20 protein-coding genes are annotated in these 16,262 nt (G+C 59.2%); 11 read left to right on the forward strand and 9 right to left on the reverse strand.

Annotation, left to right across the window (positions count from 1 at the left end; all coding sequences use genetic code 11):
* Positions 1-5 precede the first annotated feature (5 nt).
* Both AC1RPZ_RS16595 and AC1RPZ_RS16600 read right to left on the reverse strand, forming a co-directional pair.
* A complete protein-coding gene (locus AC1RPZ_RS16595) occupies positions 6-2,510 on the reverse strand; it encodes an ABC transporter permease (protein ID WP_493138065.1) in 2,505 nt (834 codons plus the stop codon).
* Positions 2,510-3,196 carry an ABC transporter ATP-binding protein gene (locus AC1RPZ_RS16600; protein ID WP_493138066.1) on the reverse strand — a complete coding sequence of 229 codons (687 nt, stop codon included), beginning with the start codon at positions 3,194-3,196 and terminating at the stop codon, positions 2,510-2,512. The genes AC1RPZ_RS16595 and AC1RPZ_RS16600 overlap by 1 nt, the downstream gene beginning before the upstream one ends.
* Positions 3,197-3,206: 10 nt before the next feature.
* On the opposite strand from AC1RPZ_RS16600, the gene AC1RPZ_RS16605 reads away from it, so the two are divergent.
* The 3 genes from AC1RPZ_RS16605 to AC1RPZ_RS16615 all read left to right on the forward strand — a co-directional run bounded on the left by AC1RPZ_RS16605 (position 3,207) and on the right by AC1RPZ_RS16615 (position 5,275).
* Positions 3,207-3,812: an arylesterase gene (locus AC1RPZ_RS16605; protein ID WP_493138067.1), complete on the forward strand. Its 606-nt coding sequence runs from the start codon at positions 3,207-3,209 to the stop codon at positions 3,810-3,812.
* 57 nt (positions 3,813-3,869) lie between these two features.
* Entirely contained in the window at positions 3,870-4,163 is a 294-nt protein-coding gene (locus AC1RPZ_RS16610) for a hypothetical protein (RefSeq protein ID WP_493138068.1), read from the forward strand.
* Positions 4,164-4,306: 143 nt separating this feature from the next.
* The gene (locus AC1RPZ_RS16615) at positions 4,307-5,275 is read left to right on the forward strand and encodes a L,D-transpeptidase family protein (protein ID WP_123427782.1); all 969 of its coding nucleotides are present in this window, start codon (positions 4,307-4,309) and stop codon (positions 5,273-5,275) included.
* 124 nt (positions 5,276-5,399) lie between these two features.
* Here the strand turns inward: AC1RPZ_RS16615 and oprI are convergent, their stop codons facing one another.
* Positions 5,400-5,651 carry an outer membrane lipoprotei OprI gene (oprI, locus tag AC1RPZ_RS16620; protein ID WP_002553018.1) on the reverse strand — a complete coding sequence of 84 codons (252 nt, stop codon included), beginning with the start codon at positions 5,649-5,651 and terminating at the stop codon, positions 5,400-5,402.
* Positions 5,652-6,286: 635 nt separating this feature from the next.
* Between oprI and AC1RPZ_RS16625 the strand changes: the two genes are divergently transcribed.
* Positions 6,287-6,568 (forward strand): GNAT family N-acetyltransferase, encoded by a 282-nt coding sequence (locus AC1RPZ_RS16625; protein WP_019692933.1) that lies wholly within the window; start codon positions 6,287-6,289, stop codon positions 6,566-6,568.
* A gap of 63 nt (positions 6,569-6,631) precedes the next feature.
* On the opposite strand, the gene AC1RPZ_RS16630 is transcribed toward AC1RPZ_RS16625, so the two are convergent.
* Entirely contained in the window at positions 6,632-7,708 is a 1,077-nt protein-coding gene (locus AC1RPZ_RS16630; RefSeq protein ID WP_493138069.1) for a 3-deoxy-7-phosphoheptulonate synthase, read from the reverse strand.
* A gap of 132 nt (positions 7,709-7,840) precedes the next feature.
* Positions 7,841-8,284, reverse strand: a complete 444-nt coding sequence (locus AC1RPZ_RS16635; protein WP_493138070.1) for a PilZ domain-containing protein — start codon at positions 8,282-8,284, stop codon at positions 7,841-7,843.
* Here AC1RPZ_RS16635 and AC1RPZ_RS16640 point away from each other — a divergent pair.
* From AC1RPZ_RS16640 to cysB, 5 genes are all read left to right on the forward strand, one after another.
* Positions 8,283-8,669, forward strand: coding sequence for a YbbN family protein (locus AC1RPZ_RS16640; protein WP_493138071.1), 387 nt, complete (start codon positions 8,283-8,285; stop codon positions 8,667-8,669). The genes AC1RPZ_RS16635 and AC1RPZ_RS16640 overlap by 2 nt on opposite strands.
* Positions 8,666-9,628, forward strand: a complete 963-nt coding sequence (locus AC1RPZ_RS16645; protein ID WP_493138072.1) for a putative 2-dehydropantoate 2-reductase — start codon at positions 8,666-8,668, stop codon at positions 9,626-9,628. Before AC1RPZ_RS16640 ends, AC1RPZ_RS16645 begins: the two co-directional genes overlap by 4 nt.
* A gap of 19 nt (positions 9,629-9,647) precedes the next feature.
* The gene (locus tag AC1RPZ_RS16650; RefSeq protein ID WP_493138073.1) at positions 9,648-10,553 is read left to right on the forward strand and encodes a 5'-nucleotidase; all 906 of its coding nucleotides are present in this window, start codon (positions 9,648-9,650) and stop codon (positions 10,551-10,553) included.
* Between the two features lie 84 nt (positions 10,554-10,637).
* On the forward strand, positions 10,638-11,138 hold the full coding sequence (locus AC1RPZ_RS16655) for a universal stress protein (RefSeq protein ID WP_493138074.1): 501 nt from the start codon (positions 10,638-10,640) through the stop codon (positions 11,136-11,138).
* Between the two features lie 113 nt (positions 11,139-11,251).
* Positions 11,252-12,226: an HTH-type transcriptional regulator CysB gene (cysB, locus tag AC1RPZ_RS16660; RefSeq protein ID WP_003183769.1), complete on the forward strand. Its 975-nt coding sequence runs from the start codon at positions 11,252-11,254 to the stop codon at positions 12,224-12,226.
* Here cysB and AC1RPZ_RS16665 read toward each other — a convergent pair.
* Together AC1RPZ_RS16665 and AC1RPZ_RS16670 are read right to left on the reverse strand one after the other, a co-directional pair.
* A complete protein-coding gene (locus tag AC1RPZ_RS16665; RefSeq protein ID WP_493138075.1) occupies positions 12,223-12,705 on the reverse strand; it encodes a GreA/GreB family elongation factor in 483 nt (160 codons plus the stop codon). The two genes, cysB and AC1RPZ_RS16665, sit on opposite strands and share 4 nt — an antisense overlap.
* 2 nt (positions 12,706-12,707) lie before the next feature.
* Positions 12,708-13,109: a hypothetical protein gene (locus tag AC1RPZ_RS16670; RefSeq protein WP_493138076.1), complete on the reverse strand. Its 402-nt coding sequence runs from the start codon at positions 13,107-13,109 to the stop codon at positions 12,708-12,710.
* 122 nt (positions 13,110-13,231) lie between these two features.
* Between AC1RPZ_RS16670 and earP the strand changes: the two genes are divergently transcribed.
* Positions 13,232-14,368, forward strand: coding sequence for an elongation factor P maturation arginine rhamnosyltransferase EarP (gene earP / locus AC1RPZ_RS16675; protein WP_493138078.1), 1,137 nt, complete (start codon positions 13,232-13,234; stop codon positions 14,366-14,368).
* 48 nt (positions 14,369-14,416) lie between these two features.
* Positions 14,417-14,986 carry an elongation factor P gene (locus tag AC1RPZ_RS16680; RefSeq protein ID WP_007899917.1) on the forward strand — a complete coding sequence of 190 codons (570 nt, stop codon included), beginning with the start codon at positions 14,417-14,419 and terminating at the stop codon, positions 14,984-14,986.
* Positions 14,987-15,062: 76 nt separating this feature from the next.
* Here the strand turns inward: AC1RPZ_RS16680 and AC1RPZ_RS16685 are convergent, their stop codons facing one another.
* Both AC1RPZ_RS16685 and AC1RPZ_RS16690 read right to left on the reverse strand, forming a co-directional pair.
* Positions 15,063-15,482: an organic hydroperoxide resistance protein gene (locus AC1RPZ_RS16685; protein ID WP_493138079.1), complete on the reverse strand. Its 420-nt coding sequence runs from the start codon at positions 15,480-15,482 to the stop codon at positions 15,063-15,065.
* Between the two features lie 243 nt (positions 15,483-15,725).
* On the reverse strand, positions 15,726-16,187 hold the full coding sequence (locus tag AC1RPZ_RS16690; protein ID WP_493138080.1) for a MarR family winged helix-turn-helix transcriptional regulator: 462 nt from the start codon (positions 16,185-16,187) through the stop codon (positions 15,726-15,728).
* Positions 16,188-16,262: the final 75 nt, after the last annotated feature.

The raw sequence follows: 16,262 nt of genomic DNA on the forward strand, positions 1-16,262 counted from the left end.
GTCTATCAACCCTCGCGCAAGACTGTCAGTGGGCTGGCATTCAGCGCCCGACGAGTGCCGAACACGCCCGCACCGCCGATCAGCAACGCGCCAATCACCGGGAGCCACAGCAGCCACGGATGCGGATGCCAGGCCAGATCGAACGCATAGCGGTAAAGCACCAGACTCACCAGTTCCGACCCCAGCGCCGCGAGCAAACCGCTGACCGCGCCGAGCAAGCCGAACTCGATCCGCCGGGCCTTGACCAACAACTGCCGTTCGGCGCCCAGTGCACGCAGCAGCGCGCCTTGGCGAATGCGCTCATCGAGCGTCGCCTGCAAGCCGGAAAACAACACCGCCATGCCGGCCGCCAGCACGAACAACAGCACGTACTCGACTGCCAGGGTGACTTGCTCAAGGATACTGCGCAGCTGCGCGAGCAAAGCTTCGACCTGCAGAATGGTCACCGCCGGGAACGCCCGCGACAGGTCGATGATCTGTTGGTCGTGACCGGCCGCCAGGTAAAAACTGGTCAGGTACGTGGCTGGCAGGTCTTTCAAGGTGCCGGGCTGGAAGATCATGAAGAAGTTCGGCTGGAAGTTGTCCCAGTTGATCTTGCGCAGGCTCGTGACCTGCGCCTCGCGGTTGATCCCACCGACGGTGAAGACCAGATGGTCGCCGAGTTTGAGTTTCAGGCTCTCGGCCACTTTGCCTTCCACCGAAACGCCGGGTACCTCGCTTGTAGGCTGCGCAGACCACCAACTGCCGGCCGTGATGCTGTTGCCCGCGGGCAGGTCGGCAGCCCAGGTCAGGCTCAGATCACGCTGGATAGCCCGATCGCCTTCAGTGTCCTTGCTGACGATACCCTGAACCGGTTCGCCGTTGATGCTGATCAGCCGCCCCGGCACCACCGGGTACAGCGGCGCGGATTGAGCGGACAGTTCAATCAGGCGATCGGTGAAGGCCTGTTTGTCGGCGGGCAAAATATTCAGTGCGAAGTAGTTGGGGGCGTTTTTTGGCAACTGGTTCTGCCAGGTGTCCAGCAACTCACCGCGCAGCAGGGCGATCAGGGCCATCGATAATAGAATCAAACCGAAGGCCAGCGATTGCCCCGCCGCCGCCAATGGGTGGCGCAGCAATTGGCCCAGACCCAGCCGCCATGGCAAGGGCGCACGGGCCAGCAGGCGACGCAGGCTGTTGAGCACCAGCAGCAACAGGCCGCCGAGGACCAGTGCTGCGATGACGCCGCCACCGAGCAGCGCGAAGGTCAGCAGCAGGTCCAGGCTCAAACGCCACATGATCAGCCCCAAGGCTGCCAATGCGGTGCCATAAACCATCCAGGTGCTTGAAGGGATCGGCAGTATGTCGCGGCGCAGTACCCGCAGCGGTGGAACGCGACCCAGTGCGGCCAGGGGCGGCAGGGCGAATCCGGCGAGTGCGACCAGTCCGGTGCCAATCCCGGCGACTGCCGGCAGCAGTCCTCCGGGAGGTACATCAGAGGGCAGCAATTCACCGAGCAAGGCGAACAACCCCAACTGCGCGAGCCAGCCGAGGAGGGCGCCGCTGAGGCTGGCCAGCAGGCCGAGCACTGTCAGTTGCACGCTGAACAACAGCAGGGTTTCCCGGCGCGAAAGGCCAAGGCAACGCAGCAGCGCACTGGCGTCGAAGCGGCGGGTGGCGAAACGGGTTGCCGAGAGCGCGACGGCAACGCCGGACAACAGCACGGCGACCAGACTGGCCATGTTCAAGTAGCGTTCGGCTTTGCCCAGGGCTCCGCCGATTTGCCGGTTGCCGTCACGGGCGTCCTGTAGCCGCTGGTTGGCGGCCAGCCCCGGCTTGATCAGTTGCCGATAGGTTTCCAGGGCCGCCGCGCTGCCGCGCCAGAGTTCGTGGTAACTGACCCGGCTGCCGGGCTGGACTACGCCGGTGGCCGTCAGGTCGGCGAGATTGATCATCACCCGGGGCGTGAGGCTGTAGAAATTGCCGGCGCGATCCGGTTCATAGGTCAGTACGCGCGTCAGGTGCAGGGTTTTCAGGCCGACGTCGATGCTGTCACCGACCTTCAGGTTCAGTGCCGTCAGCAAGCGTGCCTCGGCCCAGGCCTCGCCCGGTTTCGGACTTCCTCCGGCCACTTCGGGGGCGAACGGAGCGGGCGCGCTTTTCAGCTGGCCGCGCAGTGGATAGATCCCATCCACAGCTTTGATGCTCGACAGCTGAATGCCATTGTCGGTGGCGATGACGCTGGAAAACTCCACCACTTGAGCGTGTTGCAGCCCCAGCTCCTTACCGGATTGTATTTGTTCCGGGCGGGCGGGCGAGCTGCCTTCCAGCAATACGTCAGCCCCGAGAAACTCGGTCGCACGCAGCAGCATGGCACCGTTCAGGCGAGCGCCGAAGTAGCCGATGGCGGTACTCGCCGCCACAGCCACCAGCAGGGCGAAGAACAACACCCGTAGCTCTCCGGCGCGAGCGTCGCGCAGCAATTGGCGAATGGCGAGGCTGAACAGGCGCAACAGCGGCAAACGTGCCATCAAGGCTCCAGAGGGGCGACGACCAACAGGCCGGCTTCAAGGCGGATCAAGCGGTGGCAGCGGTGCGCGAGGCGTTCGTCGTGTGTGACCAGGACGAGTGTTGTGCCGCTTTCTTTATTGAGTTCGAAGAGCAAATCGCTGATGTGCTCACCGGTGTGCGTGTCGAGGTTGCCGGTGGGTTCATCGGCAAACAGCACATCGGGTTCAGCAGCAAATGCCCGGGCGATGGCTACGCGCTGCTGTTCGCCGCCGGAGAGCTGGCGCGGCGAATGGCTCAGGCGTTGGCCCAGACCGACGCGGCACAGCAGTTCGGTGGCGCGTTCGCGGGCGTCTTTGCGGCCATCCAGTTCCAGCGGCAACATGACGTTTTCCAGGGCATTGAGACTGTCGAGCAGTTGGAACGACTGGAACACAAAGCCGACATGCTCGGCGCGGATTCGTGCGCGTTGGTCTTCATCCAGATGGCTCAGGGCTTGCCCGGCCAGGGTGACTTCGCCGCTGCTGGGCAGGTCGAGACCGGCCAGCAGTCCGAGCAGGGTGGATTTGCCGGAACCGGAACTGCCGACGATGGCCAGGCTGTCGCCCTTGTTCAGTTCCAGGCTGAGTTCGTGCAGGATGGTCAGTTCACCTTCCGCGCTGGGAACCACTTTGCTAAGGTTCCGCGCAGTGAGAATGCTTGCGCCCATGGAGAGTCCGATGCGTGTGTGGTTTTTGAGTGCTGGCCTGGCCTTGATGTGCATGGCCCAGAACGCAGCGGCGGGTACTGTCCTGATCGTTGGCGATAGTATCAGCGCAGCTTTCGGCCTGGATACCCGGCAAGGGTGGGTGTCGTTGCTCGAGCAGCGGCTCAAGCACGACGGTTTCACCGAGACGGTGGTTAACGCGTCCATCAGTGGCGATACCAGTGCCGGCGGCCAGGCACGCCTGCCGGCGCTGCTTGCAGAGCATAAACCTGAGCTGGTGATCCTCGAGTTGGGAGGCAACGACGGGCTGCGTGGATTGCTGCCAACGCAATTGCAACAAAATCTTGCGTCGATGATCGACAACGCCAGGGCCAGCGGTGCCAAGGTGTTGTTACTCGGTATGCAACTGCCACCCAATTATGGGGTGCGTTACACCGAGGCTTTCGCGAAGGTTTACAGCGATCTGGCCAACGAAAAAAAAGTCCCGCTGGTGCCGTTTTTTCTTCAGGGAATCGGCGGGAATCCCGCGCTGATGCAGGCCGATGGCATTCACCCGGCGGTCGCAGCGCAGGGCAAGTTGCTGGAAAATGTCTGGCCTGCGCTAAAACCGCTGTTATGACGCTTTTCTAGCGGCAGTCTTTCGGCTAATGTGGCGCCCCCTGATTTGGAGCCCCCGATGCCGCGTCCCGCCTGGTCCCTGTTTGCCTACCAACTGATCGAGCCTGACGAACAGCTGGATCTGTTCGCCTGCCAGGAAGTCCGGGTGCATCTGGTGACGCGTCAACTGGAGTTGGGCGGCTCGGCCGACCGTACCTTGTGCGGCACCTTGTTGCCGGCGCAACCGCGCTGGTCGGGCGTTGACCGGACGGTGTTTCAGGACCAGCGACTGTGCTCGCTGTGCCGGGCGATCCTCGAATCGCAGAAGCGCGGTACGTCGCCGATCTGGCCAGAGTTGCGTTTCGAGCTCTAATCTAAAGGTCGAAAGATCGTCCGAACGCGGCCCGAGCCTTCGGCAGCTCCAGGGCATCCATCGACCCGGCTCCCCGAATTCGGGAGTGTCGGTGTACAATCTCGCTCCCATACCCTCTGTTGGTCATACGAAGGATGTTCTGGATGTTGCCGCGCTTTCCTGCCGTCACCCGCTGCTTGTCTCTTGCCGCCTTGTGTGTGGCGGGTCCCGTTGCCGCGTTGGAGTTGCCTTTACCGCCGCCGGGCGAAGATATCGTCGGCCAGGTGCAAACAGTCAAAGCCAAGTACGAAGACACCTTTGCCGATCTGGGCACCACCTACGATCTGGGCTACCTGGAAATGGTCGCCGCCAACCCGGGTGTCGATCCGTGGTTGCCAGGTGCTGGCACCGAAATCGTACTGCCAACGCGCTTCATCCTGCCGCCTGGCCCGCGTGAAGGCATCGTGATCAACCTGGCCGAGTATCGCCTCTACTACTACCCCAAAGGCCGGAACGTGGTGTACACCTTCCCGCTGGGTATCGGTCGTGAAGGTTGGGGCTCGCCAATCGCTCACACCAGCATCACTGCCAAAACACCGAACCCGACCTGGACCCCTCCAGCCTCGATCAAGGCCGAACACGCCGCCGATGGCGATCCATTGCCAAACGTCGTGCCAGCCGGTCCAGACAACCCTCTGGGGCCGTTCAAGTTCACGTTGGGCACGCCGGGCTACCTGATTCACGGTTCGAACAAGAAGTTCGGCATCGGCATGCGGACCAGCCATGGCTGCTTCCGCATGTTCAACAACAACGTGCTGGAAATGGCCGGCATGGTACCGGTGGGAACGTCGGTGCGGATCCTCAACGACCCGTACAAGTTCGGCATGAGTGGCGGCAAGGTTTACCTGGAAGCGCATACGCCACTGGACGACAATGGCAGCCCGTCGGTGGTCGACAAGCACACGGCTGTGATCAACGCGATGCTCAAGCGTGAGGACATCACCAACAACCTGCGCATGAACTGGGATGTGGTGCGCGACGTGGTCGCTGCTGAAGATGGCCTGCCGGTAGAAATCGCCGTGCCGAATACCTCCGTGCCTGTGGCGTCGAACACGCCGATCGACCTGCAGTAATCGCTTCAAACAACCCGCCGAGGCTTGGCAGCATCGGCGGGTTTTTTATTGCCTCCAGCAAAGCCCAGGCAATAAAAAAGCCGACCCAAAAATGGGTCGGCTTGATAACAATCCCGAAGGACTATTACTTGCGGCTAGCTTTGTCCAGCATGCGCAGAGCACGCTCGTTAGCTTCGTCAGCAGTCTGTTGTGCTTTTTGAGCAGCAGCCAGAGCTTCATCAGCTTTACGGTAGGCTTCGTCTGCACGAGCCTGGGAGCGAGCTGCTGCGTCTTCAGTAGCGGTCAGGCGTGCTTCGGTTTCTTTCGATACGCTGCTGCAACCGGTGGCCAGAACTGCGGCCAGAGCCAGAGCAGAGAATTTCAGAACGTTGTTCATCGTGTTCCCCTTCAAGGACTTTCTATTAAGTAGCTGTCTCCTCAGAGTGAGGAAATAGCCGGCGTACATACTACCCATTACTTGTAGTAAGTAAACTGACGTAGCGCAAGAAGCAAAAAAAATTGTAGGCGCTGAATCTTTTTCGAGCAACTTTTAATCGCTCTGTATAGAAAGTGTTCAGCTGGGAAGCCCGTCCTGAGCGACCTGCATGTAAAGCTGGCTGACGCTTGCGGCTGTTTCACGCTCTAGCGCTAAAGTCGCTCTATATCGATTCGTCTACACTTTTGTTCAGGATTTGCGGAGCGGCTCACGCCTCTTTGTGCATGTAGAGGTGACTTTAACAAGCCGTGCTCGTCTTAAGTCTCAACATCCGGCAATGTTCAGGCTATCGACCAGGGGAGATGTTCGGTCGAGCCGCTGCTACGTACGCTGCGCTGAACCACCGCAATCGACGCGATGACGAGTGCGCCTTGAGCATTTCCGCTTTTGGTGCCTACTATTTGATACGTGTCCGGTTGCGCGAGATCGGTGCAGTTCTTCTCAGTGTCCAAGCAGACACGGGGTGGCGTAGAGGTTCCTTCGCCGGAAAAACATCGGTAAGGTAGGGGTTAATTCAAGACCCGCGAGGAGTAGTGATGAGCGAGGCGTTGTCCATCCACCATGACCAGGCTGGTCATCAGTTCGAGACCAATGTGGACGGTCATCGTGCCTACCTGACCTATATGGATCTGGGGAAACAGACCCTGGATATCTATCGTACCTTCGTGCCCAACGCGCTGCGTGGTCGCGGCATTGCTGCGGCATTGACCGAGCAGGCGCTGCAGTACGCTGAGGAAATGGGCTACACAGTCATTCCGTCATGCTCTTACGTCGAGCGCTATATGGAGCGCCACCAACGGCACGCCGCGAAGCTCTGATCAGGGTCACCGAATAAAAAAACGCCGGGCTTAGCCCGGCGTTTTTATGTGCGCTGAATGCAATCAGTTGCGCTGACGTTTCGGCAGCACATCCTTGAGCTTGGCGTGCATGCTGCGCAAGGTGTTTTCGGTGGCTGACCAATCGATGCAGGCGTCGGTGATCGACACGCCGTATTGCAACTCGGCGAGGTCTTTCGGAATCGCCTGGCAACCCCAGTTCAAGTGGCTTTCGACCATCAGGCCGATGATCGACTGGTTGCCTTCGAGGATCTGGTTGGCCACGTTCTCCATCACCAGCGGTTGCAGCGCCGGATCCTTGTTGGAGTTGGCGTGGCTGCAATCGACCATGATGTTCGGCTTGATCTTCGCCTTGTTCAGCGCTTGCTCGCAGAGCGCGACGCTGACCGAGTCGTAGTTCGGCTTGCCGTTGCCACCGCGCAGCACCACGTGACCATAGGCATTGCCCTTGGTGGTGACGATCGACACGCCACCTTCCTGGTTGATCCCCAGGAACCGGTGCGGGCTGGAAACCGATTGCAGGGCGTTGATGGCAACCGTCAGGCCACCGTCGGTGCCGTTCTTGAAGCCGACAGCCGAGGAAAGGCCCGAAGCCATTTCGCGGTGAGTCTGGGATTCGGTGGTCCGCGCGCCAATCGCCGACCAGCTGATCAGATCCTGCAGGTATTGCGGCGAGATTGGGTCAAGGGCTTCGGTCGCTGTCGGCAGGCCCATCTCGGCCAGGTCCAGCAGCAACTGACGACCAATGTGCAAGCCGTCCTGAATCTTGAACGAGTCATCCAGGTACGGGTCGTTGATCAGGCCTTTCCAGCCGACGGTGGTACGTGGCTTCTCGAAATAGACCCGCATGACCAGATACAGGGTATCGGACACTTCAGCGGCGAGTACCTTGAGGCGCTCGGCATATTCGTGTGCAGCCTTGATGTCGTGGATCGAGCAAGGCCCGATGACGACGAACAGGCGGTGGTCGGTGCCATCCAGGATGTTGCGAATCACTTCGCGGCCCTTGGTCACGGTGTGCAATGCAGCATCGCTCAAAGGGATATCACGCTTGAGCTGGTCAGGAGTGATCAGCGTCTCGTTGGAGGCGACGTTTAAGTCATTGATCGGTAAATCAGCCATCGTGTTACTCGTCAGGTCACGGGTGCCGGCCGCCAGCGATCCCCGCGCGGCGGAGCACAGCATGATTTAAGCGCAGCGGGGAGCCGAACCTTAGCGCGTTACGCGGTTGCTCGACAATGGGCAGGCGCGGGTTTAATCCAGTGCTGATTGCGCAAAGGCCTGGTGAACGGTCTCGTGGGAGTACTCGGTGGCATGCTGGTCGACCCATTTCAGGGCCACCGCCTCGACACCTTGTTGCTCGACCTGAGGCTTTTGCTGACGGCAGTAGCGTTCAATCTGGCAGACCTGCTCGCCCATCCGCGCTTTAAACAGGGTCTGCTCGTCGATGAAGGCGATGCCGACCAGATAACCGTGCTTTCGTCGCAGGCACCAGGCCACATAGCCCAGATAACAGACATTTTCGCTCAGGGTCGGCATTCGCACTTCCAGTGCCGTTCCCTTGCGCCAGGCACGGTGGTAATTGCAAGCCATGCCTCCGAGACTGATAGTGTGCAGCTCTTGCCGAGAAATACACTGATGCTTGCGCAACGTTAACTCGACAGGCACATCGTCAGGATGAGGAATAAAGCGCCCCATGAACACAGACTCCAAGTGTCGGTCATTCGACAGTGTTTCACCCAGTATAGTGGTCGAATGCGAGCTGACCGATTTCGATGCCGACCAGCGGCTGTTGGCGATGAGTGGTGTGTCTCTGGTGATTTTTACCAGTATCGGCTGTTCCAGTTGTCGCTGGGCGCGCCAGCAGTTGCCGGAACTTGACCTTGATGTCGATCAGCTGTGCTGGATCGACGCGGGGAACAACGGTGGCGTGGTGGAGCGATATCAGGTCTTTCATTTGCCCGCGCTGTTTGTCGTGCGCGATGGCGAGTTTTATGGGGCGCTACAGTCGCGCCTGGCCCGCACCGAAATGAACGCAGCGGTAGGGCAGGCGCTGAGTCGACATCCAGAGGAGTTGCCATGACGAATACAGCGGTTGAAAAACCGAGAATCGGCATTATCGGTACCGGGGCGATCGGTGGTTTTTACGGCGTGATGCTGGCGCGGGCCGGGTTCGATGTGCACTTTCTGTTGCGCAGCGAGTTTTCAGCCGTCGCCGAGTGTGGTTTGCAACTCAACAGCGCGCCTTATGGCGCGTTGATCTTGAATCCGGTTCAGGCGTATTCGTCGGCCGACGATATGCCGGCCTGCGACTGGCTGCTGGTCGGCGCGAAAACCACCAGTAACGCCGAGCTGGCACCGGCGATCATCAAGGCTGCAGCGCCGGGTGCAAAGGTCCTGCTGCTGCAAAATGGTCTGGATGTCGAAGACAGCCTGCGTGATCTATTGCCCGGTTCGCTGCACCTGCTGGGCGGGTTGTGTTTTATCTGTGTGCATCGCGCGGGTCCCGGAGTGATCGAACATCAGGCGCTCGGTGCGGTAAACGTGGGATATCACAGTGGGCCGGCGTTCGATGACGAGACGGCACGTCAGGCGATTGTCGAGCAGGGGGCGGGGCTGTTTCGTACCGCCGGTCTTGATTCACAGGCAATGGTCAATCTTCAGCAGGCGCGCTGGCAGAAACTGGTCTGGAATGTTCCGTACAACGGTTTGTCGGTGTTGCTCGGTGCGAGCACGACGCCGCTAATGGCCGATGAGAGCAGCCGTGAACTGATTCAGGTGTTGATGGCCGAAGTGGTGCAAGGCGCGCTTGCGTGTGGCCACAGCATGCCGCCGGGGTATGCCGAGCACCTGTTCAAGGTCACGGAAAAAATGCCCGACTATTGGCCGAGCATGTACCACGACTACCTGCACAAACGGCCGCTGGAACTGGCAGCGATCTACGCAAGGCCGTTGGAGGCAGCCAAGGCTGCCGGTTGCCAGTTACCGAAAATCGAGGCCTTGTATCAGGCCCTGAGTTTTGTCGATCGGCATAACGGCTGAGTCACCTGGGGGGAGCAACATGGCAAAAGGGCTAGGCGACAAACTGGTGCTGGCGATTTCTTCGCGAGCGCTGTTCGACCTGAGCGAGAGCCACAAGGTGTACCTGGCGAGCGGCGTCGAGGCTTATCGGCAGTATCAGATCGAGCACGAAGACGAAATCCTCGAGCCGGGTGATGCGTTCCCCCTGGTGCAAAAACTGTTGAACCTCAATACCCGCCTCGGCCGGGCGCGGGTCGAGGTGGTGCTGGTGTCGCGCAATAGCGCGGACACCGGTTTGCGAGTCTTCAACTCGATTCACCATTACGGCCTGACGATTTCCCGCGCGGCGTTTGTCGGTGGGCGCAGTCCGTATCCGTACCTGAAGGCATTCGGCTGCGATCTGTTTCTCTCCACTCATGCCGATGACGTACGCAGTGCGCTCGACGCCGGTTTCGCCGCGGCGACCATTCTGTCGGGTGGCGCGAGCCGTGCCGCCAGCGACGAACTGCGCATTGCCTTTGATGGTGACGCCGTGCTGTTTTCCGATGAGTCGGAGCGGGTTTATCAGTCGGACGGCCTCGAAGCTTTTCAGGCCAACGAACGCGAAGCCGCTCGCGAGCCATTGCGCGGTGGTCCCTTCAAAGGCTTTTTGGCGGCACTCAATCTGTTGCAGCGCGAATTTCCCGACGACAGTTGCCCGATCCGTACTGCACTGGTGACCGCGCGTTCGGCGCCGGCTCACGAGCGGGTGATTCGGACCTTGCGCGAGTGGGATATTCGGCTCGACGAATCGCTGTTTCTCGGCGGGCTGGCCAAGTCAGCATTTCTCGAAGCCTTTGCCGCCGACGTATTTTTCGACGATCAGGCGGGCCATTGCGAGTTGGCCCGTGAGGTGGTCGCCACCGGTCACGTCCCTCATGGCATCAGCAATGAACTGAAGGTTTAAGCGCCTGCGGCGCGGGACGTCGTACTCGCTGTGGCACTGCTAAGCTGAATCAATCTCCGCCATTCTGGCATTCGAGGAGGTCACATGATTCATTCGATGCTGTATGCCACCGACCTCGGCCTTTACGCTCCTTTTGTGATGCAGCATGCACTGTCGCTGGCACGAACATTCAAAGCTGATCTGTATGTGGTACACGCAGTTGAACCCATGGGGTTGTTTGCCGAATCGGTGTTGCAGAGCTATCTCGACGAGCAAGCCTTGAATGAATTTCACAGCCAGGGCTTGAACACGGTGATGGCCAATATCGAGCAGCGGGTACTCGACAGTTTTCGCGAAGAGTTGGGGGAGGGGCAGCAGGATCTGGCGCTGATTCAATCGGTCAGAGTGTTTCAGGGCGACCCGTCGCAGGTCATTCTCGAACAGGCACAGAAACTCTCGGTGGATTTGTTGATCCTAGGTAGTCACAGCCATGGGGCCGGTGGGGAAACACCGTTGGGGCGGACTGCTGCGCGCGTGTTGCAGTTGTCGCAGGTGCCGGTTTATCTGGTGCCGTTGTCGCAGCGTCGGCGTCACGGAGACATTTGAGGCGAGAATGCTGGCCTTTTGATAAAAAAGTTCTAGATTTATTCTTCGAACCATAAATATAGTTATATACCGTCGCTGATGCCCGTGGCGTCTATCTGCTTTGAGGGATTCATATGAAGCTTCAACAATTGCGCTACATCTGGGAAGTGGCGCACCACGACCTCAACGTTTCCGCTACTGCCCAAAGCCTGTACACCTCGCAGCCGGGCATCAGCAAGCAGATCCGTCTGCTGGAAGACGAGTTGGGGGTCGAGGTTTTCGCGCGCAGCGGCAAGCACCTGACCCGAGTCACCCCGGCCGGTGAGCGAATCATCACCACCGCTGGCGAGATTCTGCGCAAGGTCGAAAGCATCAAGCAGATCGCTCAGGAGTTCTCCAACGAGAAGAAAGGCACCCTGTCGATTGCCACCACCCACACCCAGGCACGTTATGCACTGCCGCCGGTGATCAGCAACTTCATCAAGCAATACCCGGACGTTGCCCTGCACATGCACCAGGGCTCGCCGATGCAGATCGCCGAAATGGCCGCTGACGGCACCGTGGATTTTGCCATCGCCACCGAAGCGCTGGAGCTGTTCGGCGACCTGGTGATGATGCCGTGCTACCGCTGGAACCGTTGCGTTGTCGTGCCGCAAGGTCACCCGCTGACCAAGCTGCCGAAGCTGACCCTCGAAGCCCTGGCTGAATACCCGATCGTGACGTACGTGTTCGGTTTTACCGGTCGTTCGAAACTCGACGAAGCCTTCAGCCATCGCGGCCTGACCCCGAAAGTGGTGTTCACCGCCGCCGACGCCGACGTGATCAAGACCTACGTTCGCTTGGGGCTGGGTGTCGGTATCGTGGCGAAAATGGCCGTCGACACCAAACTCGACAACGACCTGGTGGTGCTCGACGCCAGCGAGTTGTTCGAATCCAGCGTGACCAAAATCGGCTTCCGCCGCGGGACGTTCCTGCGTGGTTTCATGTGCGACTTCATCGAGAAGTTCGCTCCGCACCTGACTCGCGAAGTCATGGCCAAGGCCATCCAGTGCCACAACAAGCAGGAGCTGGAAGAACTGTTCGACGGCGTTGAACTACCGGTTCACTAAACGACCTCGGTGACAGCGAACTGTTGTCGAGTGCCCGACACCACGATCTCCACCTCATCCCCCTCAAACTTGCCCAGCAAACTTTTGCCCAGCGGTGAGCGTGGGGTGATGACGGTGATCAGTTGCCCCACCAGATCAACCTTCAAGCCGGCCGCGTCAGGGGCCAGGAATAGCCACTGTTCGCGTCCCTTTTCGTCTTCCAGACCCAGCAACGCGCCGACTTCAATCCCGCGCTGATCATCATAAGGCCGCAGTGTCAGGTTCTGGCACAGCGTCAGTGACTGCCTGATTTCCTCCACACGCTTTGCCTGACCTGCCGCCAGATAAGACGCCTCCAGCCCCAACGTGTCGTACTTGTTCTCAGCGATGTTTTCTTCGTGGGTCGCGGTTTCGTACGCGGTTTGCGCTGCGCGCTCGGCGATATCGAGATCGACCGCAAGCTTTTCCAGAATCAGGTGGTGGACCGTGTGTTTGTTCATGATCATTCGCAGAATTGCAGGACGTTGGTGCGGCTTTTTTCGCTGGGCGCGGTTTGGTCTTGTTGCAGCCAGAACTGGCATTTCGGGTTGGACAGGTTGCGGGGGTTACTGCGTGCCTGATCGAGCGTTTGCTGTTGAGCCTGTTTGCGCAGGTTTTCCTTGTACTGCTCAAACATCGGATTCTCGGGGGCCGGTTCTACCACCGCAGGCTTGGGATAAGTGATCTGACGTGCTGCTTCGGCGAGCGGGGCGAGTTGTTCGTTGGGCAGCAGTTTCGACAGCAGCCAGCAGGTCAGTGCGATGGCCAGAAATCCCAGCCACAAACCCACCGTAATGCTGGCAATCAGTTGCAGCGGACTGAGTGTGATAGACACCGTGCGGCGAACGTGTGGACGGTAGGGCATGATTGCCTCCTGGCGAGGGTTGTGGGCTGACGCGATTGTCGCATGAAGATTAATCGGCGTCGGCTCTTCTGCACGCAACGATTTATGCGGACAATTGAGGTCTTTGCCCCACGGAGCCCGGAATGAAAGTCGACTGGGATATTTTCTGCACGGTCGTCGACAACTACGGCGACATCGGCGTGACCTGGCGCCTGGCCAGGCAATTGGTCGCCGAGCATCACTGCGCGGTGCGACTGTGGGTTGATGACCTGCGGGCGTTCGAACGCTTGTGCCCGGAACTCGACATCGGTGCTGCTCAACAGTGGCAGCAGGGCGTTGAAGTCTGCCATTGGTCGGCCGACTGGCAACCGACGACAAACGCCGCCGATGTAGTCATCGCTGCGTTCGCCTGTCAGTTGCCAAGTGCTTACATGGAAGCGATGGCGGTCCGCGAAAAGGCTCCGCTGTGGATGAACCTCGATTATTTGAGTGCCGAAGACTGGATCGTCGGCTGTCATGGCTTGCCGTCGGTGAAGTACAAGCAGGTGCAGAAGTACTTCTTCTTCCCGGGGTTTCAGGCCGGCACTGGCGGCTTGCTGCGTGAGCGCGGATTGCTGGAGCGGCGTGAGCAGTTTCAACGCAGTACCGAGGCGCAGCGCGAATTCCTGCAAGGGCTGGGTGTCGATCGCGCCGAAGGCGCACGGCTGATTTCGTTATTTGCCTATGAGAATACCGGGTTGGCCGATTGGCTGGACGTCATGGCGGGCGACACTCATACCACTCATCTGCTGGTGCCCGAAGGCCGGATCCTGGGCGACGTCGAGCGTTGGCTGGGCGTTGAAGGGCTTTGTGTCGGCGCGTTGCAGGTGCGGGGTGCGTTGACCGTGCAGGTGTTGCCGTTCGTCCGACAGGATCAATACGACCTGCTGCTGTGGAGCTGTGATTTCAACGCGGTACGTGGGGAGGACTCGTTCGTCCGCGCGCAATGGGCGGCTCGGCCAATGCTGTGGCATATTTATCAACAGGAAGAAGATGTCCACCTGGACAAGCTCGAAGCCTTTCTGACGCTGTACACCGCAGGCCTTTCACCGGCGGCAAAAGCGGCGCTCGTCGGATTATGGCGAGCCTGGAACACCGGCGCAGGAATGGCTCAGGCATGGGGTGCGGCACAGGAACACTGGTCAGAACTGCAAAAACACGCCCAGGCATGGTGTCTGGAACAGGCTTCGCAGGCGGATCTTGCTGCGGCGCTGGTACAGTTTTATCTAAATTGGATATGATACGCGGCCTAGATTTTTGTAAATCCCATCCAAATTCGGATATTCGCAATGAAAACTGGTAAAGAACTGAAACCCGGGATGGTGATCCGTCTCGAAAACGACCCTTGGCTGGTTCAGAAAGCTGAATTCACCAAGTCCGGTCGTAACAGCGCGATCATGAAGACCAAGCTGAAAAACCTGCTGACCGGTTACAAGACCGAGATCGTTTACAGCGCCGACGACAAACTCGACGACGTGATCCTCGACCGCAAAGAAGCGACCCTGTCGTTCATCAGCGGCGACTCCTACACGTTCATGGACACCACTGACTACACCATGTACGAGCTGAACGCTGAAGACATCGAAGCTGTTCTGCCTTTCGTTGAAGAAGGCATGACCGATGTTTGCGAAGCGATCTTCTTCGAAGAGCGTCTGGTTTCCGTAGAGCTGCCGACCACTATCGTGCGTCAGGTTGACTACACCGAAGGTTCCGCTCGCGGTGACACTTCCGGCAAGGTGATGAAGCCTGCCAAACTGAAGAACGGTACCGAGCTGTCGGTTGCTGACTTCATCGAAATCGGCGACATGATCGAGATCGATACCCGCGAAGGCGGTTCTTACAAAGGCCGCGCTAAATAAGCGCCGTTTTTGCAGGAAAGAAAAAGCCCGACCATTGAGTCGGGCTTTTTTGTGCGCGTCTGTTGGGTGCGAGCACTCAGACAGTGACGTGCAGGCGAACGTCTACATTCCCGCGCGTGGCGTTGGAGTACGGGCAGACCTGGTGTGCGGCGTCGACCAGGGTTTGTGCATCGGCTTGCTCCAGGCCCGGCAAGCTGACATGCAGGTCGATGTCCAGACCGAAACCACCGGGAATCTGACCAATGCCGACGTGAGCGGTGATCGAGGCGTCATCAGGGATTTTGCGCTTGGTCTGGCCGGCAACGAATTTCAGTGCGCCGATGAAGCAAGCGGAGTAACCGGCCGCGAACAGTTGCTCAGGGTTGGTCGCTGCGCCGCCGGCACCGCCGAGTTCTTTTGGCGTGGCGAGTTTGACGTCGAGGATGTTGTCGCTGGAAACGGCGCGACCATCACGGCCACCGGTAGCGGTTGCAACTGCGGTATAGAGAGTTTGCATGGTGTGAGCCTCATTCGGGTTTGATTGTTTTGCGCTAAATGTTTGCGCGCTAAGTAAGTGCGAAATAAATGTAGCTCGCTAATATATTGTGCGCAAGATAAATTTTTGAAAATGTTTGCCGAGAAAAATATGTGGGAGCGGGCTTGCTCGCGAAGGCGGTGTGTCAGCCAACATCAATGTTGAATGTCAGTCCGCTTTCGCGAGCAAGCCCGCTCCCACAGTGGTGGTGTGGTGTATTGAAGATTAGAGGCTGTCTTGCAGGTGGTTACGCAGGTTCTGCAGATCGGCTTGCAGTTTGCGCATCTGCTCCAGGGTCTGGCCGCTGGCGCCGAGGATGCACGGTGGAACCTCACGGGCTTTTTCCCGAAGGGCGCGACCTTGTTCGGTCAGCTCGACGATCACCACGCGTTCATCTTCGCGGCTGCGGGTGCGGCTCAGCAGGCCTTCCGCTTCCAGGCGTTTGAGCAACGGCGTCAGGGAGCCGGGGTCGGTCAGCAGGCGTGTGCTGATCTCGCCGACGGTCAGCCCGTCGCGTTCCCACAGCACCATCATTGCCAGGTATTGCGGATAGGTCAGGCCCAGCGCTTGCAACAAGGGCTTGTAGACCTTGGTCATCAGCAGTGACGTTGAGTGCAGGGCAAAGCACAGCTGGTTATCCAGCAGCAGGTTGTCGCAGTTGTCCGGGGTATTGCGTTGGGTGCTCATGTCTAAACCTTGATCATTCATCGTCATGAATTTAGCGGTCGAGTCTTTAATGCGCCAGATAATTTTCGATTATTG

Source organism: Pseudomonas sp. GW822-FHT02D10 (assembly GCF_058802345.1).